The 19,760-nt window shown below is 36.7% G+C and carries 17 protein-coding genes and 2 pseudogenes; 14 read left to right on the forward strand and 5 right to left on the reverse strand.

What is annotated here, in order from left to right:
* Window positions 1-27: 27 nt before the first annotated feature.
* Complete coding sequence (locus QFZ28_RS12710) at window positions 28-1,302, reverse strand: IS110 family transposase (protein WP_307194958.1); 1,275 nt, start codon at window positions 1,300-1,302, stop codon at window positions 28-30.
* 521 nt (window positions 1,303-1,823) lie between these two features.
* Window positions 1,824-2,717, reverse strand: a complete 894-nt coding sequence (locus QFZ28_RS12715) for a DMT family transporter (protein WP_307194959.1) — start codon at window positions 2,715-2,717, stop codon at window positions 1,824-1,826.
* A gap of 492 nt (window positions 2,718-3,209) precedes the next feature.
* Between QFZ28_RS12715 and QFZ28_RS12720 the strand changes: the two are divergent.
* The 6 genes and pseudogenes from QFZ28_RS12720 (at window position 3,210) to QFZ28_RS12750 (ending at window position 10,786) form a co-directional block, all read left to right on the forward strand.
* Window positions 3,210-4,792, forward strand: a pseudogene (locus tag QFZ28_RS12720) (cation:proton antiporter).
* A 127-nt stretch (window positions 4,793-4,919) separates the two neighbouring features.
* A complete protein-coding gene (locus QFZ28_RS12730) occupies window positions 4,920-6,266 on the forward strand; it encodes a TrkH family potassium uptake protein (protein ID WP_307194962.1) in 1,347 nt (448 codons plus the stop codon).
* Between the two features lie 43 nt (window positions 6,267-6,309).
* A complete protein-coding gene (locus QFZ28_RS12735) occupies window positions 6,310-6,966 on the forward strand; it encodes a potassium channel family protein (RefSeq protein WP_307194963.1) in 657 nt (218 codons plus the stop codon).
* Between the two features lie 578 nt (window positions 6,967-7,544).
* Complete coding sequence (ltrA, locus tag QFZ28_RS12740) at window positions 7,545-8,846, forward strand: group II intron reverse transcriptase/maturase (RefSeq protein WP_307194964.1); 1,302 nt, start codon at window positions 7,545-7,547, stop codon at window positions 8,844-8,846.
* A gap of 263 nt (window positions 8,847-9,109) precedes the next feature.
* Complete coding sequence (locus tag QFZ28_RS12745; RefSeq protein ID WP_307194965.1) at window positions 9,110-9,469, forward strand: P-II family nitrogen regulator; 360 nt, start codon at window positions 9,110-9,112, stop codon at window positions 9,467-9,469.
* Between the two features lie 6 nt (window positions 9,470-9,475).
* Window positions 9,476-10,786: an ammonium transporter gene (locus tag QFZ28_RS12750; protein WP_307194966.1), complete on the forward strand. Its 1,311-nt coding sequence runs from the start codon at window positions 9,476-9,478 to the stop codon at window positions 10,784-10,786.
* 178 nt (window positions 10,787-10,964) lie between these two features.
* Here the strand turns inward: QFZ28_RS12750 and QFZ28_RS12755 are convergent, their stop codons facing one another.
* On the reverse strand, window positions 10,965-11,957 hold the full coding sequence (locus QFZ28_RS12755) for a potassium channel family protein (protein ID WP_307194967.1): 993 nt from the start codon (window positions 11,955-11,957) through the stop codon (window positions 10,965-10,967).
* 315 nt (window positions 11,958-12,272) lie between these two features.
* A complete protein-coding gene (locus QFZ28_RS12760; RefSeq protein ID WP_307194968.1) occupies window positions 12,273-12,416 on the reverse strand; it encodes a hypothetical protein in 144 nt (47 codons plus the stop codon).
* A gap of 61 nt (window positions 12,417-12,477) precedes the next feature.
* Here QFZ28_RS12760 and QFZ28_RS29760 point away from each other — a divergent pair.
* The 6 genes and pseudogenes from QFZ28_RS29760 to QFZ28_RS12790 form a co-directional block, all read left to right on the forward strand.
* Window positions 12,478-12,564 (forward strand): annotated as a pseudogene (locus tag QFZ28_RS29760) (GNAT family N-acetyltransferase); the annotation flags it as partial.
* 321 nt (window positions 12,565-12,885) lie between these two features.
* Window positions 12,886-13,608 (forward strand): glutamic-type intramembrane protease PrsW, encoded by a 723-nt coding sequence (gene prsW, locus QFZ28_RS12770; RefSeq protein WP_307194970.1) that lies wholly within the window; start codon window positions 12,886-12,888, stop codon window positions 13,606-13,608.
* A gap of 175 nt (window positions 13,609-13,783) precedes the next feature.
* Window positions 13,784-14,488 carry a zinc metallopeptidase gene (locus QFZ28_RS12775; protein ID WP_307194971.1) on the forward strand — a complete coding sequence of 235 codons (705 nt, stop codon included), beginning with the start codon at window positions 13,784-13,786 and terminating at the stop codon, window positions 14,486-14,488.
* A 438-nt stretch (window positions 14,489-14,926) separates the two neighbouring features.
* Window positions 14,927-16,096: a formate-dependent phosphoribosylglycinamide formyltransferase gene (gene purT, locus QFZ28_RS12780; RefSeq protein ID WP_307194972.1), complete on the forward strand. Its 1,170-nt coding sequence runs from the start codon at window positions 14,927-14,929 to the stop codon at window positions 16,094-16,096.
* Window positions 16,097-16,144: 48 nt separating this feature from the next.
* On the forward strand, window positions 16,145-17,416 hold the full coding sequence (locus QFZ28_RS12785) for an L-lactate MFS transporter (protein ID WP_307194973.1): 1,272 nt from the start codon (window positions 16,145-16,147) through the stop codon (window positions 17,414-17,416).
* A gap of 217 nt (window positions 17,417-17,633) precedes the next feature.
* Window positions 17,634-17,807 carry a hypothetical protein gene (locus QFZ28_RS12790; RefSeq protein WP_307194974.1) on the forward strand — a complete coding sequence of 58 codons (174 nt, stop codon included), beginning with the start codon at window positions 17,634-17,636 and terminating at the stop codon, window positions 17,805-17,807.
* A 189-nt stretch (window positions 17,808-17,996) separates the two neighbouring features.
* On the opposite strand, the gene QFZ28_RS12795 is transcribed toward QFZ28_RS12790, so the two are convergent.
* Window positions 17,997-18,143, reverse strand: coding sequence for a hypothetical protein (locus tag QFZ28_RS12795; protein ID WP_307194975.1), 147 nt, complete (start codon window positions 18,141-18,143; stop codon window positions 17,997-17,999).
* Window positions 18,144-18,270: 127 nt separating this feature from the next.
* On the opposite strand from QFZ28_RS12795, the gene QFZ28_RS12800 reads away from it, so the two are divergent.
* Together QFZ28_RS12800 and QFZ28_RS12805 are read left to right on the forward strand one after the other, a co-directional pair.
* On the forward strand, window positions 18,271-18,828 hold the full coding sequence (locus tag QFZ28_RS12800; protein WP_307194976.1) for a CBO0543 family protein: 558 nt from the start codon (window positions 18,271-18,273) through the stop codon (window positions 18,826-18,828).
* A gap of 187 nt (window positions 18,829-19,015) precedes the next feature.
* Complete coding sequence (locus QFZ28_RS12805) at window positions 19,016-19,669, forward strand: DsbA family oxidoreductase (protein ID WP_307197017.1); 654 nt, start codon at window positions 19,016-19,018, stop codon at window positions 19,667-19,669.
* Window positions 19,670-19,760 lie beyond the last annotated feature (91 nt).

A 19,760-nucleotide genomic window follows, 5' to 3' on the forward strand; every position in this document is an offset into this window, starting at 1 on the left:
ACTATAAGACTTTTAGTCATACTGCTTCTATGCTGCCAATGGGATTGTTTCTTGTAATTTATTTGCACAGTAAGATTCGTTTCGCTTAGCTATACCTACAAAAATTCTTGCTAATTTACCGACCAACTTCATGATAGACTTCATTTTCTTCATCTTCTTGACCTTCACATTATATGCATGGATAGCTTTAAACTCAGGGTTATTCATCACAAGGCTCATGGTAGCTAGGTAGAGGAAACGCCGTAGTCTAGACCTCCCTCGTTTTGAGAGAATAATCTGCCCTTTCCATTTTCCTGAGCTTGCTTCAGCTAAATGGAGTCCTGCATGGCGTAATAGAGAATTCCCATGAGAAAACCCACTTAGATCTCCAGCCTCTCCTAAAATCCCAGCTAATGAAATTTCACTTATACCTTTAATCATAAGCAGCTTGCTTGCAAATGGTACTTTATTAAGAACTTCTTTAACTTGTTGTTCAACTCTTTCGAGTTGTTTTATGGCAAGGTCATACTCCTCCAGTAATTGTTCTAAATGGAACTTATAAGCGTCCAATGCTTGACCAGTTCCAATCGAGGTTTTTGCTAGATTTATTAGTAATTGAGCCTTTTTGGGTCCTGGTTGTCGCTGCATTATAGACTTCCATCCCCTCATGACATCTAGAGGCTCAAAGGAAGCTATTTCATTAGGAGTAGGAAACAATCGGAGGGTTGCGATTGCCCCTTTACAAGTAACATCTTTAAATACTTGTCTAAGTTCTGGAAACACAATATCTACCCATCTATGGATCTGATTGGTAGAGCTTACGAGACGTTTAACAATCACGTCACGATTAGAAATTAAAACTCTAATTTTCTCAAAGGATTCAGATGAAGGGCGAACAAAGGAATAATAGCCGTTTTTCACCATATCAGCGATAACGAGTGCATCTTTTTTATCACTCTTTGACTGAGTGTTATCACGATTCTCCTTGTTTCTCTTTACTAGGTGGGGATTGACTGTTACTACCTCAATTTTTTGTTTAATAAGCCATGTAGACAGGTTTTTCCAGTAGTGGCCAGTAGGTTCCATACCTACTATTGTGGAATCTAGATTTTTTAGTCTTTTTAACTTTTCAATCCAATTTTGCAGTTTAACAAACCCCTCTTTATTATTTACAAAAGTAAGGGGATCTCCGACTACAATTCCACGGAAGTTTACAGCTCGAGCAACGTGAAATTGTTGAGCAATGTCTACACCAACAATAAGATGTGTATCGGAAATTCTTTCTATTAGTTGATTTTGTTTGTCTTGCATTTTAAAATTCATAGTAGGGCTTCCTCCTTAAGAGTCTGAGTTAGAGTGGTGTCTATACTCATATCTTACTGAGGGGCTTTATTTTTTTCAAACCTGATATTTAACGATCTACAGGAATGCTAACCTGCTTCGTTAGTACTGAAAAGCAGCTTCAGAAATATGTATAAATATTAACAACTATACAGTTCCTCATTGAGATTTAATTCGTAAGATTAATAAGAATACAGCCAAAAAAGACATCAATTAATTGCCAGAAACACTATGGGTAAGATTCATGTTGAAAGGCTGAAGCAGTTGTTTTATCAGGCAGACAAGCCTATCATCTCCACTCTACCAGAAAGCACTATGTTTGTTAACATTAATAACTATAAATACTTACTGTAGATAACACTTCTCAAAGATAGTAAACAGACATTTTTCGTATCTTTGCTTACGCTTAATACGGTGTAAAATCATACTGTATATAGGGCAGTTTAGTGCAATAACAACTAAAAATTAAACAGTGGGAAACGAATGCTTCCCACTGCATTACGTTATTTAACTGGCGTTTTCATTAGTAGTTTAGAGAATGTGACTGATTTAATTTCACTAACAAATGTTGAGCCTAATAGCAATGCACCACCAAGCATTTGAATAAGTGTCATTTGCTCTAGCAATATAACAGCAGAAATCAGTATAGCTACAAATGGGTCTACATAGCTTAGCATAGCAATACTCTGTCCCTTTAACTTTTGCATACCTGAGAAAAATAACCAAAATCCCATACCAGTGTTAACAATCCCCAATAGTATGATAAAAGGAATGGATGAACTTGATACCTCCAAAATACTGAATCCCTCAGTAAATAGCACATATGGCAAGAGAAGTAGAGCAGTTGTTGCAAGTTGGATGATTGTAATCTCTAACTTAGCCATGTTTTGAATAAATTTATTTAATAACATTAATGCAGCGTAAAATGCAGCTGCAACTAATCCAAAAAAGACCCCTAGTACATCACCTTTTCCTGACGCACTTATGCCATTTCCAACAATCAATAACATACCTAATATCGCAACACCAATACAAACAATCTTTTTGAGAGGTAATTGCTCCTTTAGGATAATTGGTGAGAGAATCATGACAAACACAGGTGCAAAGTAATATCCTAAAGTTGCGTTAGTGATTGTTGTATATTCGTAAGATTGATAGAGAAAAATCCAATTTCCTCCTAATGCAATACCAGAGAGAAATAAGATGGAAGCATTAGCTTTCACTAATTTCCATGGAATAGATTTTTTCATCATCAAAAATAAGAAAATTAAAAATAGACATCCGATAGAACTACTTAGTAAAGCTGTTTCACTCGAAGATAAATCAATGTTCCTTTGAACTAAACCAATCGTACCAAAGATTATCATTGATAATATAAACTGAATTTTAGGTTTCATCGTCTACTCCTTCGAACCTGCGAAACAGCTTATATTTCGCAGATTCTTAATCTGTTATTAATATAAGCTTATTCAGTGCTGATTCAACGGCTGGAGTAAACGGTGGTGGCGGTGATGTTGAAAATGGCTTCCAAGTGTATATATTTAAATTTGATAATGGCATAATAATCCCCCTATTTCAATTAGCATATTAAATTTATCTATTATACTAGCTTATTTGACTAACGGGTAGCTTGAGTTTGATCAATGCTTCATTAAGGCTGCCTTTTCTTGTTGAACTACGGCAGAATACTTCAATAGGTATTCACAAATAAAATAGAATATAATGGTAAAATAATAAGAGTTAAACAATCTGGGGGAGATTATATGAACGCAAGCATTGATAAGCACCTTCAACTGAAGATGGTGCTTTTTTTGTTTTAATCCAAAAATTACTGTTATAAATTACTCTGAAGAGGGAAACTAGAATCTTAAAAGGGGGTTTTATAAGAAGTGCATGCATTAGATTTACACCATATTTTTAAACTTGCTATTACCTTAGTTATGATTGCGGCTGGAATAACAGCTATCGCAAAAAAAATCAACCAACCATACCCAATTGCATTAGTTATAGTTGGGACAATCATTGGTCTCGTAAACATTCCAGCTTTAGAGCCATTAAAGGATTTTATTACTGAAAGTGAGGTTTTCAACTTTGTTATCATTACACTGTTCTTGCCTGCATTATTAGGTGAAGCGGCTTTAAAGCTGCCATTTCCCCATTTAATAGAGAATAAAAAGCCGATACTTGCTCTAGCATTTGGGGCAACTCTTTTATCCTTTCTCCTTGTTGGTTTTTCCGCCATTTGGTTTTTAGGTTTTTCGATTTCGGCAGCATTTGTTTTTGCAGCATTAATGAGTGCAACTGACCCAGTAAGCGTAATATCTATATTTAAAAGTGTCGGGGTAAACAAAAAGCTTGCAATTGTATTAGAAGGAGAAAGTTTATTTAATGATGGACTGGCGGTTGTCCTTTTTAACATTTCCGCTTACTATCTACTCACTTATATTGATCTTGGAGTTGTGGGTTTAGGTTTTGGATTATGGGAATTTATTAAAGTAATCTCCCTTGGAATCATCATTGGCGGTGCCCTTGGCTATGTTTTCTCTAAATTAACCAGTTATTTTGACGATTATCCGTTGGAAATCATCTTTAGTCTTATTCTATTTTACGGTTCATTCTTACTGGCTGAAGCGGTCCATGCTTCGGGTGTCATTGCCGTTGTTGTGGCTGCATTGGTTCTAGGAAATTACGGAGCAAAAATTGGAATGAGCCCTACGACGAAGTTAAATATTAATAATTTTTGGGAAGTGACTGCACTGCTAGCCAACTCCATTGTATTTCTGATGGTAGGCTTGGAAATAACCAGGATTACCTTAACAGATAAATGGGGCTATATTTTTCTTGCCATTTTCATTGTGTTAATTTCTAGGAGCATTTCGGTATATACCAGTATATTATTCATCAATAATTTCCCAATCAGTTGGAAGCACGTTATCAATTGGGGAGGTCTTAAAGGATCCTTATCTATTGCACTTGTTTTAAGTCTTCCTCGTGACTTTACAGGACGGGAGAAATTTTAATTATATCGTTTAGTGTGGTATTGTTCTCATTAGTATTTCAAGGACTTTCTATAAAGCCGTTATTATCCATCTTAGGAATAAATAAAAAAGAAGAAGGGTTTAAGGAATATGAGAAACTTATAGCAAAAGGATTTGGTTTCGAAACGGCTATTAGTGAAGTGCACAAAGTAAGAAGGAATTTGTTTCTTTCCGAAACAGCAGCAAAAGATGTCACCAGCCAATACGAACAAGAACTTGTAGTAATACATAGTAAATTAGAGAAACTTTTTGAGAAGTATCCGAATTTAAAAGCGAAACAAAAATCCATCTTACAAAAACATGCCTTGTATGCACAACATGAGGCTATTGAAAAATTGAACAAAGCAAATATTATTTCTGATGAAATAGCTGAACACGAATACAACCAAATTATAGACAAAATAGTAAAATTAGATGGTTACATTAATAATTAAAATTTTATTAATAAATTCATAAACAAAAACCATTGAGTGTACCATAAAAAAGACATTTCATTTTTGGGGAAATTTTTTTAAAAGAAAAATATTACATGAAATTATAGGTGTTAAGGGGAGAAAAATTATGGATTTGTTTAGGAAAAAAGGGAATTTAGTTAGTTTGCATCCTGCCCAAATACTTGTTATCGGTTTCGGCAGTCTTATTCTATTGGGGACATTTCTTTTTATGTTACCAATCGCTACCTATGAAGAAGGACGTGGACTTAGCTTTATAGATGCATTGTTTGAAGCCACTTCTGCAGTATGTGTTACAGGGTTAGCAGTTGTTGATACGGGAACAACCTTTACTTTATTTGGAGAAATCGTACTTCTCTGTTTAATTCAAATTGGCGGTTGGGGTTTTATGACCACTGGTATTTTTATGTTTATTATCTTAGGGAAAAAGATTGGCCTTAAGGAACGCTTATTACTGCAAGATTCATTAAATGTATTTTCACTTTCAGGTGTAGTAAACCTAGTAAAAAGAATTATAGTGATTACTTTTATTGTTGAACTAATTGGTGCTATTACTTTAGCAATCCGTTGGTCATTTGAAATGCCGTTAGGGAAAGCCATTTACTACGGTATATTCCATTCCATTTCAGCCTTTAATAATGCTGGGTTTGGTCTCGAACCTGACAATCTGAGTAAATGGGTAGGTGATCCCACAGTTAATGTAATGATTACTTTCCTTTTCATCACAGGGGGGATTGGTTTTACTGTCATACTAGATATTTTTCATAAAAAATCCATTCGTAGATTATCCCTACATTCTAAAATTGCATTGTTGATGTCACTAATACTTGTCATTATTGGACCTTTAATTATTTTGGTTTCGGAATTTAATAATCCTGCTACGATTGGAGGTTTGCCGTTGGGTGATAAATTATGGGCCTCCTACTTTCAAGGTGTTGTAACTAGAACCGCTGGGTTTAATACGATTGATATTGGAGCCATGAACCTTTCTTCCCTAGTGTTTATGATGGCACTGATGTTTATTGGTGCTTCTTCTGGTTCAACTGGTGGTGGTATCAAGGTAACGACTTTTGCCATTATTATTTTTGCTTTTTGGGCAGTAGTAACGAATCGGAATGATGTGAATATTTTTAAACGGAGAATTTCGTGGGAACTGGTTAATAAATCATTATCGATCGTGGTGGCGGCAATGTTTTTTATCTTTCTTATTTTCTTTTTATTAACTTTTACAGAAAATGCTGATATGAGCAAACTTTTATTTGAAACGATTTCCGCCTTTGCTACAGTAGGTTTGTCTGCAAATTTCACACCCGACCTATCTCCTGCTGGTAGAATCTTAATAACCATTATGATGTTTATCGGAAGACTTGGACCTTTAACGATGGCTTTTGCACTCTTACATACTAGAAAAGAAGCGAAGGTTAGATATGCAGAGGAAAAAATATTAATCGGCTAGCGTTTGATCCATCAAAATTGATTCTTTGGGGTGAATGATGACTATGGTAAAGCAAAGTTATGCTGTTATAGGGTTAGGGAGATTCGGTTTAAGTATTGCGTCCAAGTTATTTGAAGCAGGACAAGAAGTTATGGGAATTGATATTGATGAAGAACGTATTGATGATGGTAAATTATCGCTAACTCACGCTGTCATGCTCGATTCTACAGAAGAGGAATCACTAAAATCGGTTGGGATTCGAAATTTTGATTATGTGATTGTGGCAATCGGCAATGATATGCAAGCTAGTATATTAACTGTATTGCTTTTAAAAGATATGGGGGTAAAAAAGGTAATAGCAAAAGCTCTAAATAAACGCCATGGACAAGTTTTAACAAAGGTTGGAGCAGATTGGGTTATACATCCTGAAAGAGATATGGGGGAACGAGTTGCCCATCAACTCCTTTCACCTAACGTGTTAAACTATATAGAACTGTCAAAGGAATACAATATTGAAGAACTAATGATTCCACCCGGTTTAACACATAGAAATTTACGAGAGCTTGACTTACGAGCAAAATATAATTTGACTGCCATTGCAGTTGTTAATAATGAAACTATAATCATATCACCATCACCGGACCATATTCTGCAACAAGAGGATAAGTTGGTTGTACTTGGACACCGTGATAATATCAATGAATTTGCAAATATAAAGTAAAAAGATTAAAAGACATTAAAGACATCCATGGATGTCTTTTTATTTTGCGTGCCCAGCAAGCCGTTAATTGCTAATTGGTGAAAGTCCAATCTGAGTAAGTGCCAGGACGCTCAGTAGCTGACAGGCATCTGGTGAAGAAATTCTAAGGATGAAGCCCTGTGACAAAGTAACTCTCTTAAAGAGTGCGAGCAAACTAACAGGTTGTAACATAAAGTGAATCCTGCCGTCTCGTCAAAAGAACCCACCAACGGTGGCCAAAGAGAAGTCGAGCCTTGGGAATATGGGCGAAGACCATGGAAGGTGTGAAGAACTTGGAACAGCAGCACCGATGAATCTCTCGGGGTAAGGGGAACGACATGTTAGGAAAGTAATTAGCGGAACTGGGGATACCCTCCTCGTCACTTTCTTACGAAAGTAAAGCAGAAACCTATAAGTGCAAACGAAGTGGTGGATGGATGAGAGGGAGTCGGAGGGGGTCATAGTACCAATGATGACAATGACAATACAACATTGTCTAGGGAAGGACGGCAAAAGCCTATACCCTACTTCGTTCATATGTCAGAAGGAGGTAAGAGTCAGTGAATGTCAAGAAAATGACTAACTACACCAATAATGCAAAAGCTCAAGAATTCTGGAAGACGTTATATCTTTGTGCCAAGGAAAATCCAACTCGTAGATTTCACGTTTTATATGACAAAATCTATCGTCCTGATATTCTATGGGAGGCATGGAAACGAGTGAAAAGTAAGAAAGGAAGTGGAGGTGTCGATGGACAGACGATTGAAAATATCGTCCTGGACTATGGGGAAACGAAATTTATGAACGAACTCTATCTAGAATTAAAAGATAAATGTTATCACCCAAGCCCTGTCCTAAGAACCTATATTCCGAAGGATGGTGGAAAGAAACGTCCACTAGGAATTCCCACGATAAAAGACCGAGTTGCACAAATGGCAACGAAAATGGTCATTGAACCCATTTTTGAAGCAGACTTTCATGACTGTTCGTTTGGTTTCCGACCAAAACGAAATGCCCATCAAGCCATGGGGAAAATAAGGAAAGCTAGTAAGAAATGTTTTTGGGTAGTCGACGTCGATATCCAAGGATATTTTGATAACATCAACCAAACCAAATTGATGAAATTATTGGAGCAACGAATTAGTGACCGTAGAGTCTTAAAATTGATTCGTAAATGGTTAGAGTCAGGCATTATGGAGGAAGGAAACGTTCGAAACCCAATAACGGGCACTCCGCAAGGAGGGGTAATTTCTCCGCTCTTAGCAAATATTTATCTAAATACAATGGATAAGCTTTGGAAAAAGAGATTTGAACATCTTGGGGAATTAGTGAGATACGCAGATGACTTCGTCATCATGTGTAGAACAAAACAACAGGCACTAGAGAGTATACAGGTGATTCAATCAATCATGGGTAAACTCGACCTTTCTATTAATCGAGATAAATCAAGATTAGTCAACTTATGGAACGACATAGATGGCTTTGATTTTCTTGGATTTCATAATCGTAAATTCCCTATCAGAAGAAAAGGTGGAAATACGTTATTCGTCATGTCACACATACCGAAAAAGAACGCAATGAAGAAAATGCGTTCAAAGATTAAAGCCTACACAGAGCCGAGAAATAAACTTTATCTGGATATTAGCGAATTGGTGAAAGGGCTAAATAAGAAACTGCAAGGTTTCAAGAATTATTATCTCCTCTCCACACACGCAAAGATATGGTTAAATCGCATTGATTGGTATGTGTTGGAACGCCTTACCTTGTTTTACAACAAGAAAAGGAATAGTCGAAAGAAACATAGAAATTTGACGAACGTAAGGAAAGAAATAGAACATATTTTAGTGAAATTAGCTAGTTAGATACCGTAAAGCCAAAGAAAGAAGAACGTCGGAAAGCCGTATGAGGGAAAACCTCATGTACGGTTTGATGAGGAGGAACTGAAAGTAAAAGAGATAGCCGAAGGCTATCCCATTGAAATCAGTTTCTTACTCTACTTCATAGTATTAGATAATTTTACTATTTATAATTTTTGCAATATGTTATTGCATGTTTTTTATTCATGTAATATTATTAACCATATTGATGTTAGGAGATGTAACATAAGTAAAGAGGTGAAGATAAAATGAAAAAAATAGAGGCGATTGTAAGACCGGAAAAACTGACCGAGACGATTAAAGGTCTAAAGAATATAGGAATTACAGGCTTTACAGTTTCACAGGTTGTAGGTAGAGGGAAACAGAAGGATACTAAAGGAGTTTATCGTGGTAAGAATTATAACGTGACTCTTCATCCAAAAGTTAAATTGGAGATTGTCCTTTCAGACTACATGGTTGAGCCTACAATTAATACTATTATTGACTCCTCTCGAACTGGGGAAGAAGGCGACGGGAAAATTTACGTCTATCCCATCCTAGAAGCCTATAACATTCGAACAGGTACCACAGACTTTGATATAGATGATCTCGCAAATAAGGAGGACTAAACCACCATGGAATTAATGTATTTAAATACCGTTTGGGTCGTGTTAGCAGCAGCAATGGTCTTATTTATGGAAGGCGGATTTAGTTTGCTGGAAGCGGGTCTTGTCCGAACTAAAAATGCTGTCAATGTAACAATGAAAATCTTTGTAGATTTAACCATTGGGGCTTTAGCTTTTTGGTTGATTGGCTTTGGTATTATGTTTGGAAAAGATGCCTTTGGAATTATCGGTACTAATTTATTTGGAAGTCCAGAGAAGATTGCTCTTTCGATCGAATTGCCAAGTGCTGCTTTTGTGTTATTTCAAATGGGTTTTGCAGTGGCTTGTATATCAATTGTTTCTGGTGCAGTAGCAGAGCGGATGAACTTTAAAGCGTATATTTTAACAGCGGCATTGATTTGTACGGTCATTTATCCCCTTTCAGGTCACTGGATTTGGAATAGCGATGGTTGGTTAGCGAAATTAGGCATGAAAGATTTTGCTGGTTCGGCTGCTATTCACGCGGTTGGAGGTTTTGCGGCTTTTGCTATGGCGAAAATTTTAGGAGCAAGAAAAGGAAGATTTAATTCAGATGGAAGTGCGAATGTATTTGCACCAAGTAATATTCCTTTAGCTTCAGCAGGTGCGTTTATTTTATGGTTTGGGTGGTTTGCTTTTAATGCAGGGAGCACATTAGATGCTTCCAATACAGCCCTCGCTTCCATTGCGATTAATACGATGCTTGCGGCAGCAAGTGGAGGTACATCAGCCCTTTTTATTACAATGAAAAAATTCGGAAAAGCAGATCCAAGTATGACGATTAATGGAGTATTATCTGGTCTTGTAGCTGTAACAGCTGGATGTGCCTTTGTCTCCCAATGGAGTGCCATAATAATTGGAGCAATCAGCGGAGTAATTGTGATTTATGCAACACTTTTCGTTGACCAATTAAAAGTTGATGATCCAGTTGGAGCCGTAGCCGTTCATGGTTTCAATGGTGTATTTGGAACCATTGCGGTTGGATTATTTGATACAACTCAAGGTCTTTTAACAACAGGTGATTTCTCACTTATCAAAGTACAATTATTAGGTGCAGCAGTAGTAGTGGTATGGGGGCTTTTAGGCGGTGCATTTATGGCAGCAGTATGTGAAAAGACCGTTGGTTTACGAGCGAGTGAACGTGAGGAAGAAGAAGGATTGGATATGTCATACCACGGTATTCCTGCTTATAATGAATTAGAACGATTTACAGATTTACCTACAAGCCTATATAACTTTGAAGAAACAACAGGAATATCGGTTGCTCCCACAAGAAAAGAGAAAGTAAGGGAAGTAATCTAAATATGTAAAGAAAGCTGTCCTTAGTGACAGCCATGATATTCTTAAACGTTATTTATAGGTTCTGTATTTTGTTCATTTATGGGACCACTACTGTACCTTTTTATTTAATAAAATAAAAAACAGGAGCCTGCATTATTAACATCTTAAGGATGAGATAAAGCAGGCTTTTTTTAATGAGTTATTTGGTAATTACAACAGCAATATCTTCCTGTTGTATCATAAATTCTTGTGGCGGATTAATATGAGTTTTGTCTCCTCTTTGTATTCCAACTAACATTTTATTCTTTTTCAAAAATAGTTTACACGCTTCATAAAATGGTTTTCCTATTATCTCATCAACAGGTTCACAGGTTAAGAGGTGGTGGTTATCAGAATCACGAATTAAGTTCAGGATGGAATTCATGGTAGAGTGAGATTCAAGACTGTTAAGGATAAGGGAGCTTGTTAGGACATTGGATTGGATAATCTCATCTGCTCCTGCTCTCCTTGCATTTTCCACTTGTTCAGAAGTTAGAATCTCTGCAATGCAGCGAATAGTTGGGTGAGTTCCTTTTATCGCTAACAGGGTAATAATCGTATTCATGTCAGCGTGCAATTCGTTTTTATTTTGGTCAGCAGTGATCACTACACATTGTGCTTGATGAATGTTTGCCTTTAATAAAATGTCGTCTAGATTGGCACGTCCCTTGATAAAGTGCACATTTTTGTATTCTGTTGGCATCGTATCCAATGTTTCATCGATAAGAACCACTTTCTTTGATGGATTTTTTTTAGATATGGTAGAAATCAATTCTTTGGAACGTTCATTCCATCCGATTATGATCATGTGTTGATGCCCCTTAAAAATAAGTTTGCCTTCCATATAGGCTGCTTGCATGGTGACTGCTACTGTGGCCAAGCTAACAAAATAAGAGGAAACAATTGCAATCCCAACTATCATAAGTATAATTCCTGTAATTCTCCCAGCAACTGATACCGGAGCATAGTCCCCATATCCAATCGTAGCCGTTGTAACAACTGCCCACCAAATACCTTCAAAAACCGTTGGGAAATTATCTGGTTCTATTAAATGAATGATATACCCAAAAATTATTGTAATAAATGAAGCTAATAAAAAAATTGTTACAACAACAGGTAGTCGTAAAAACTTAGCCAACCAATGCTGGACCATCTTTTCCCACCCCATAAAATTCATTCGTTCTTTATTATTCCCGAATTTCACTTGATGCATAATTGTAATAGTGATGAGATTAATCTATATTTACATTTTTGAAAACAATATTTGGGTTTTAAGTATCAAATTCAATTTGTTGACTAATGTAATGAAATGAATTTTTTATTGGCAGAATATATGTACAGTAAAGGCGATGTACGCCAATATGAAAAACACAATTCTATAACGACTAAAGGAGCTACCCGTGGGTAGCTCTTTATAGGATTTGTAAATAAAAAATAAATAACAGGTGGTACACGAATAAACTTACTGTTAAAGATTATCTGTATCAATTCTTGGGATACCTGGTTCATTAGCCGCTGCTGCCCTAGCATTTTCATTATGTCGATTGTTGTTGTAATTATCTTGATTACTGTTTCTTTCAATCGGTTTAGAAGTTCTCTTTTTGTCAGTCACCTTATCACCTCCTATGGATAATATGTCCAATTTTCAACTTGAAAATAAAAATGGTGGAGCAATTGGTAATATTACTATGGGTAAAATTGATAGAAAAAACAAATCTGCAAGAGTTGGAAAAGTTTTAGTCGGGGATAAAAACAAAAGATGGTTAGAGTAGTATCAGTCTAAATATCTCAATATTAAACATAAGAATTCTTCTTTTTTTAGAGGGAATCATATTTATAAAATTTATCAATATAAATATTGATGTAAAAAAATAATGTAGTTGTTTAAGAGATTACCATTTTCAATAACACCGTTCAAATCATTGCAACTTTGCAGGCAATTAGGATAAACGGTATAATAAATTTAAATGCATTTATTTTATGAACACTAAAGTTTTACAGAAATTTTTAACATGACAAAGAAACTAGTATGTTTATATAGTTGGGATAATTATTGAATCTAAGGTTGAAAGGGGTTAGATATGTTAGGGATATTATTCGCTGGATTTGCTCCTGGTTTAGCATTATTAAGTTATTTTTATTTGAAAGATAAGCATGAACCAGAACCCGTTTCTATGGTCCTTTTTACATTTATATCTGGGGCATTGGTTTTATTTCCGATAGCATTTATTGAATATATACTGAAAGTAGAAAATGTTGTTCTATATGATTCCATGAACGCTATATTTTCTGCGAGTTTAATTGAAGAAGTTTTCAAATGGTCCGTTTTATTTTTCTGTGCTTACAGGAGTGTTGAATTTGATGATCCTTTTGATGGAATCGTCTATGGAACCTCCGTATCTTTAGGGTTTGCAACTGTCGAAAATATATTTTATTTAATGACTAATGGGTTGGATTATGCACTAACAAGGGCGATGCTCCCTGTTTCGAGTCATGCGTTGTTTGGTGTTATTATGGGGTATTATATTAGCAAAGCCAAGTTTGCAAAAAATTCAAAATGGTTTTGGTTGATTATATCAATATTACTTCCAGTACTATTACATGGTGTGTATAATTTTTTATTGTTAAAAGCGGGTACTTGGTTGTCGGTGACTCCTTACATGGGGTTCTTATGGTGGCTAGGTTTGAGAAAAGTACATTTGGCTGAGAAATCTAGTTATGATTACTTCCAAAAAAATCCTTATACTAAACAAGGAACTAAACTAAAGCCAGGAATGAGATTCCACCTTCCAATAAGAGGATAGGGATTAATTATAGTACCCACTTCAGAAAAAACATATATAAATGCAAGTATAAAAGCAGGGATTTCGAAATCCCTGCTTTTTCGTATTATTTTGAATAAAAATTATTTTTAACTTAATAAAAATATGAAACTTATACTCTAATTAATTCGTAAAATAAGATAAGAATCATTTAATAATGTTAGGGAGGAAAGAAATAGTGATTTTCACACCTTGGACTATACTGATTTTAATAGCATTTGGATTAAGTCTGTTGGCACAATTTAGGGTAAAAGGAACGTTTAATAAATATATGAAGGTAGCTGCTTCATCTGGATTAATAGGTGCTGAAGCAGCGCGTAAAATGCTTGACGAAAATGGGTTAAATAACATTCCCGTAGAGTGTATAAGAGGTCCTTTAACTGACCATTATGATCCCATTTCGAAAGCGGTAAGACTATCAGAACATGTGTATTATGGGAATTCAGTTGCTTCCATTTCAGTCGCTTGTCACGAGATTGGACATGCAATTCAAGATAAAGTTAACTATCCAATGCTGGTTGCAAGACACAGACTATTTCCAGTAATTAATTTTTCATCTGGAATTGCTCCATTATTATTCCTAGGAGGATTCTTCTTTAAAATTTCAGGACTATTATTATTGGGAATTATCGCATTTAGTGCAGCAGTAGCTTTTCAAATTATTACTCTTCCTGTTGAGTTTAATGCTAGCAAACGAGCAAAAGATTATATGATTAAACTCGGATTTATAAAAAATAATGAAGAAAGAGCTGCAAGAAATGTATTAGGTGCCGCTGCATTGACTTATGTTGCTGCAACACTTGTTTCTGTTTTGCAGTTAGCTGAATATCTATGGATATTTAATAACAATGATGAAGATTAAAGGTTTTATCCAGAAGACGGAATATGAGAAAAACCCTTCAATCTTGTATTGGTAAAAGGATATGCTCTTGATTACATTAATAGAAACTGATAATCATAGTTTTTTAGTTGAATCCGCCTCAAAGAGACCTCCATCTCTTTGGGGCTTTATTTTTGTCCTCCTCCCTCCATGGAATGATTTACATTTCTGCATTTTCGCATAATTTTCTTCAAAAGTACCGACATAGAAATTTCCTAAAACAACAAAAAACACTGCCATTGAAAATGGCAGCGGACACTAGCAAACGAAAAATCACCACGGTATCGCTTTCATTATAAACGCGAACAATATATTTATTTTTTCAAATCAATGTTCGTGTTTTATTGAAAATATTTGCTTGTAATCATCGAAAATATAGGATATTATAATCAAAAGACAAACAATAGGGGGTTTTGTTTGGTGATTGGTAACCAGATAAAAAAGATAATGGTACTTGGTTCAGGTGAACTTGGAAAAGAGACTATTATTGAGGCTCAGCGTCTTGGGATGGAGACGATTGCCGTTGACCGTTATGAAAATGCTCCGGCGATGCAGGTGGCTCATCGTTCTTATGTAGTGGACATGCTTGATGGAGAAGAACTTCGTAGAGTGATAGAACGAGAGAAGCCAGATTTGGTGGTTCCCGAAATTGAAGCGATTGCGACAGAAACGCTAGTAGAACTTGAACAGGAAGGATTCTGTATCGTACCGACAGCGAAGGCTGTGAACTTAACGATGGATAGGGAAGGAATCCGACGATTGGCTAGCGAAGAACTTGGGCTTCCAACTGCAAAATACGCCTTTGCGGATACCCTTTACGAACTAAGGAATGCCGTCCAGAAAATCGGGACACCATGCGTTATTAAACCCATTATGAGTTCTTCTGGAAAAGGGCAAACGATTTGCCGTTCGATGGAGGATGTTGAATGGTCTTGGAATGAGGCGATGGCAGGTGGAAGAGGTAAAAAGGCTCGAATGATTGTAGAGGAATTTATCCATTTTGATTCTGAAATCACGCTTTTAACCGTCCGCTCCGTTTCAGGTACAACATTTTGTGCTCCTATTGGGCATGTGCAAAAAGATGGCGACTATATTGAATCCTGGCAGCCGCATTTCATGTCAAAGGACCAAATCCGAGAGGCGCAGGATATTGCCAAAAAAATCACGGATGCGCTGGGTGGGTACGGCGTTTTTGGAGTGGAATTATTTCTTTCTCCACAAGGTGTTTATTTTAGTGAAGTGTCACCACGACCACATGACACGGGGATGGTTACCATGGTTACGCAGGATCTATCCGAATTTGCTTTACATGTAAGGGCCATTTTAGGCTATCCGATCCCGGATGTTCAGTTATTGAAAACCGGGGCAAGTCATACGATTAAGGCTACCAAAGAAAGTAAGATGTTCCAACTATCTGGTATCGCTGACAGCTTAGCTGTTCCTCATACACAGGTTCGGGTATTTGGAAAACCAGAAACAAAAGTGGGACGACGAATGGCGGTTGTGTTAAGCAACGGGGAATCTGTGAATGAGGCTAGAGAACGAGCAGAATTAGCAGCTTCTAAATTAATGATAACATATGAAGGTTAACTCTATAGAATCAACAAGACCATACAATATGGAAAGAGGGATGAAAGAATGCATACAAAAAATCGTTGGCTAATCGCTTTATCTGCGGTTGGCATACACATTTCGATTGGTTCGGTTTACGCTTGGAGTGTTTTTACAAAACCACTGCAACAAGAAATGGGCTGGGGATTAAAGCAAATATCCTTAACATTTAGCTTAGCCATTCTTTTTTTAGGATTGTCTGCGGCCTTTTTAGGGCATTTTGTAGAGAAGTTTGGTCCGAGAGCAGCCGGAACACTAAGCGCAGTGTTTTTTGGAGCTGGAGTTGCTGGGGCAGGTTTTGCCATTCAAGTGGAATCATTGTTATTACTCTACTTATTTTATGGAATGATCGCTGGAATTGGGTTGGGAGTTGGATATATTACACCGGTTTCTACGCTGGTAAAGTGGTTCCCTGACAGAAGAGGTCTTGCTACAGGACTAGCGATTATGGGATTTGGATTTGCTTCCTTAATCAGCAGTCCAATTATGAATCATTTAATCGTGAACTATGGGATTTCCAACACCTTCTATTTACTTGGAGCGGCGTACTTCATTATCATATTTTGTTCTGCTCAATATCTTGCTCCGCCGAAAGCGGGTTGGGTACCTAAGGGTATGGCAGCGGCAGGCGAAAAATCAGGCAGTGTGAAATTAAAAGAGGATCTGCGTCAGTTAACTGCCAACGAGGCAGTCAGAACAAGACAGTTTTGGGCTTTATGGTTGATGTTATTTATCAATGTTACCTGTGGAATTGCGATTCTATCTGTTGCATCGCCAATGGCACAAGAGCTTGTAGGAATGTCAGCAGCAGGGGCAGCAGCAATGGTTGGAATCATGGGGTTATTTAACGGTGGAGGAAGGATTGCTTGGGCTGCCATCTCTGATTATATCGGAAGACCAAATGTCTACACACTCTTCTTTGCTTTTCAAATTGTTGCCTTTTTCATGCTTCCAAATATTACTGTAGGAATTCTATTTTCGATCATGGTTTATATGATCATGACCTGTTATGGAGGAGGCTTTGCATCGATACCTGCCTATATCGGTGATTTGTTCGGAACCAAGCAGCTTGGTGCGATTCATGGGTATATATTGACTGCATGGGCCGCAGCCGGTCTGGCAGGACCAATCTTTGTATCCTGGGTCAGAGAAACAACAGGAAGCTATCAGGGGACATTAGTAATTTTTTCAGGAATCTTTATTGTCGCTCTAACGGTTTCACTCCTCATTCGTCTTGATATCAGGAAAATTAGGGCGATGAGCGAAAATCAAATGATGAAAAATGCGGGAAATTTTTAGAAAGTAAAGTTGCTATAGTTTCTAGTGCCCTAATTTTTTATAGAAAACGGGTATAAAGGGAAGAGGAAAAAAGCTGCCAGTTTGGCAGCTTTTTGTGTGACGGGCAGTCGCTTGGTGTGTTGACTTAGTCGACACTCTTCTTTTTAAGTTGTTTTGTATATTTTTCAAATTAAAACAGAGAATAAAAAGATGAAAGAAAACAATGGAGGAATTGACAATGAAGGAAAGTAATCGAAATCAGAACAATCCTGAAAATAAAATGAAAAGATTTAAAAACATAAATCAGTCAGCTTTAAACTACGTGCAGCCAGCTATTGAAAATGCGGCAGAGTCGTCTCGAGATGCAACACAAAACTTAGTTAACAATACAATCAATAACCAAGAAAGGTAATAGTTAGTCATTTATATCTGATTGACTTATTTTTTATTACGACTCGAATGTTAGAAGTGATGGCGGTTGTATTTGATAGGCCCGGACTGCTAATTTTGGCAGATTGAAAGCAATTCCCAACAAGGAGAATTGCTTTATTTTTGGTATTATTCTATCCAATATCGATTTCAATTTCTCTTCTTAATATTCTTATTTCCATTCATCCCAATATAAAAAGACATACTCTGGTTCATGCTGTTTTTTCAACTCATCAATGCTTGCTATTTTATCTAATGTTTTCTGTTTATTCGTAGGTAAAGTATTACTTGCGTTCTGTTTTAAGCCCTTTTCATCCATGATATACACTCTCCTTTTTAGCATAGTTTGTACCCTGCCCCTCTTCTTATTCTTATTTTGCATGGAATGTAATCAACTTCACATAAGTTCTTTTTGTTGAAGCATACTGAAATAAAAAGGAGGCGACATGAATAAGTTTCAAGAAATAGAAAAGCACTATGAACAATTACGAAAGTTGTGGATGGATTACTGGACTCAAGAAGTGGTTTTTACTCATCAATGGTGGATAATGATTTTTACCTTAATTTTCCCTTTTTTCCTGTGGTGGAGATTGGTAGATAAAACTCGAATAAGAGAAATAAGTCTGGTTGGACTTATTGTATCTTGTATGGCATTCATATTAGACCAAATTGGTTCATCACTCGGTTATTGGACTTATCCATATACTTTAACACCTTTAGAAAGAGACTTATGGGCAGTTGCTGATGTTTCTATCATGCCATTTTTTTATATGATGCTTTATCAGTGGTTCCCTAAGTGGAAAACATACATATTAGGAACTATAATATTTTCACTTTTCGCTGCATTTGTCGGGGAAACCATTTTCCAATGGCTGGGGATTTATGAATTGTTACAGTGGGAGCACATTTACTCTGTACCACCTTATATTTTACTGGGTATATTTGTAAAAGTCGTACTTCAAAAGCTCAAAACAATTGAGACTACCTCCAAAGGTAAAGAATAATGTCCTTGTTAGGTTAACGGGTAGACGGACAGTGTTACTTAACCAATAAACACACTTCAGTAAACGCCACTGAAGCAAATTGCGTGTAAAATACATGCCTAACCCCTATACTATATGAGAAAAACGAATTGGAGGGACTAGTATGCATATTGAAATGTGGACAGATTTTGCTTGACCATTTTGCTATATTGGCAAAAGGCGTCTGGAGGACGCCATTAAACAGATTGACCATCCCATCGAAGTGACGTATCGGTGTTACGAATTGGATCCGACAATGGGCCGTGATAATAAAGAAAACATGTACGAATTATTAGCCAAAAAATATGGCATGAGTATCGCTCAAGCCAAAGCAAACACGGATAGAGTCGTTCAAATGGCGAAGGAAGTGGGATTGGATTATCAAATGGATACCTTAATCTTAACCAATACCTTCGATGCACATCGATTGACGATGTATGCGAAAACTCAGGGGCTCATGAAAGAGATGACAGAGCGAATTTTACATGCGTATTTTACCGAATCCAAACATATTGGAGACCATGAAACCTTAACGGAGTTAGCAGTGGAAGTAGGGTTGAACAGGGAAGAGGTAGCGAAAATGCTCGCCAGTGATGACATGAGTGACGTTGTTCGTGCCGATGAGCAGACAGCCAAACAATATGGAGTTACAGGTGTCCCATTCTTCCTGATTAATAAAAAATATGCCCTTACCGGTGCCCAGCCTACTGAGACGTTGGTTCAGGCTTTGAAAAAAGTGATTGCAGAGAATGAAATCACCGTTTTAAACAGCGAAGACGGTCTAAATTGCGATGATGACGGCTGTGAAATCCCTAAAAAGTAAAGCACAGCAGTTTGCGTTGCGTTTTGATGTGAAAATAGATAGCCCAGTCCAACTATTTGGACTGGGCTACTTCAGTTTTTATTTAAAAGCT

It is taken from the genome of Neobacillus niacini, assembly GCF_030817695.1.
Classification (GTDB): domain Bacteria; phylum Bacillota; class Bacilli; order Bacillales; family Cytobacillaceae; genus Neobacillus; species Neobacillus niacini_F.

Excerpts from the sequence above, each read along its gene's own strand:
- QFZ28_RS12710 (WP_307194958.1), bottom strand. The coding sequence starts at position 1,302 with ATGAATTTTAAAATGCAAGACAAACAAAATCAACTAATAGAAAGAATT.
- QFZ28_RS12715 (WP_307194959.1), bottom strand. The coding sequence starts at position 2,717 with ATGAAACCTAAAATTCAGTTTATATTATCAATGATAATCTTTGGTACG.
- QFZ28_RS12730 (WP_307194962.1), top strand. The coding sequence starts at position 4,920 with ATGGATTTGTTTAGGAAAAAAGGGAATTTAGTTAGTTTGCATCCTGCC.
- QFZ28_RS12735 (WP_307194963.1), top strand. The coding sequence starts at position 6,310 with ATGGTAAAGCAAAGTTATGCTGTTATAGGGTTAGGGAGATTCGGTTTA.
- QFZ28_RS12745 (WP_307194965.1), top strand. The coding sequence starts at position 9,110 with ATGAAAAAAATAGAGGCGATTGTAAGACCGGAAAAACTGACCGAGACG.
- QFZ28_RS12750 (WP_307194966.1), top strand. The coding sequence starts at position 9,476 with ATGGAATTAATGTATTTAAATACCGTTTGGGTCGTGTTAGCAGCAGCA.
- QFZ28_RS12755 (WP_307194967.1), bottom strand. The coding sequence starts at position 11,957 with ATGGTCCAGCATTGGTTGGCTAAGTTTTTACGACTACCTGTTGTTGTA.
- prsW (WP_307194970.1), top strand. The coding sequence starts at position 12,886 with ATGTTAGGGATATTATTCGCTGGATTTGCTCCTGGTTTAGCATTATTA.
- QFZ28_RS12775 (WP_307194971.1), top strand. The coding sequence starts at position 13,784 with ATGTTAGGGAGGAAAGAAATAGTGATTTTCACACCTTGGACTATACTG.
- QFZ28_RS12785 (WP_307194973.1), top strand. The coding sequence starts at position 16,145 with ATGCATACAAAAAATCGTTGGCTAATCGCTTTATCTGCGGTTGGCATA.
- QFZ28_RS12790 (WP_307194974.1), top strand. The coding sequence starts at position 17,634 with ATGAAGGAAAGTAATCGAAATCAGAACAATCCTGAAAATAAAATGAAA.
- QFZ28_RS12795 (WP_307194975.1), bottom strand. The coding sequence starts at position 18,143 with ATGGATGAAAAGGGCTTAAAACAGAACGCAAGTAATACTTTACCTACG.
- QFZ28_RS12800 (WP_307194976.1), top strand. The coding sequence starts at position 18,271 with ATGAATAAGTTTCAAGAAATAGAAAAGCACTATGAACAATTACGAAAG.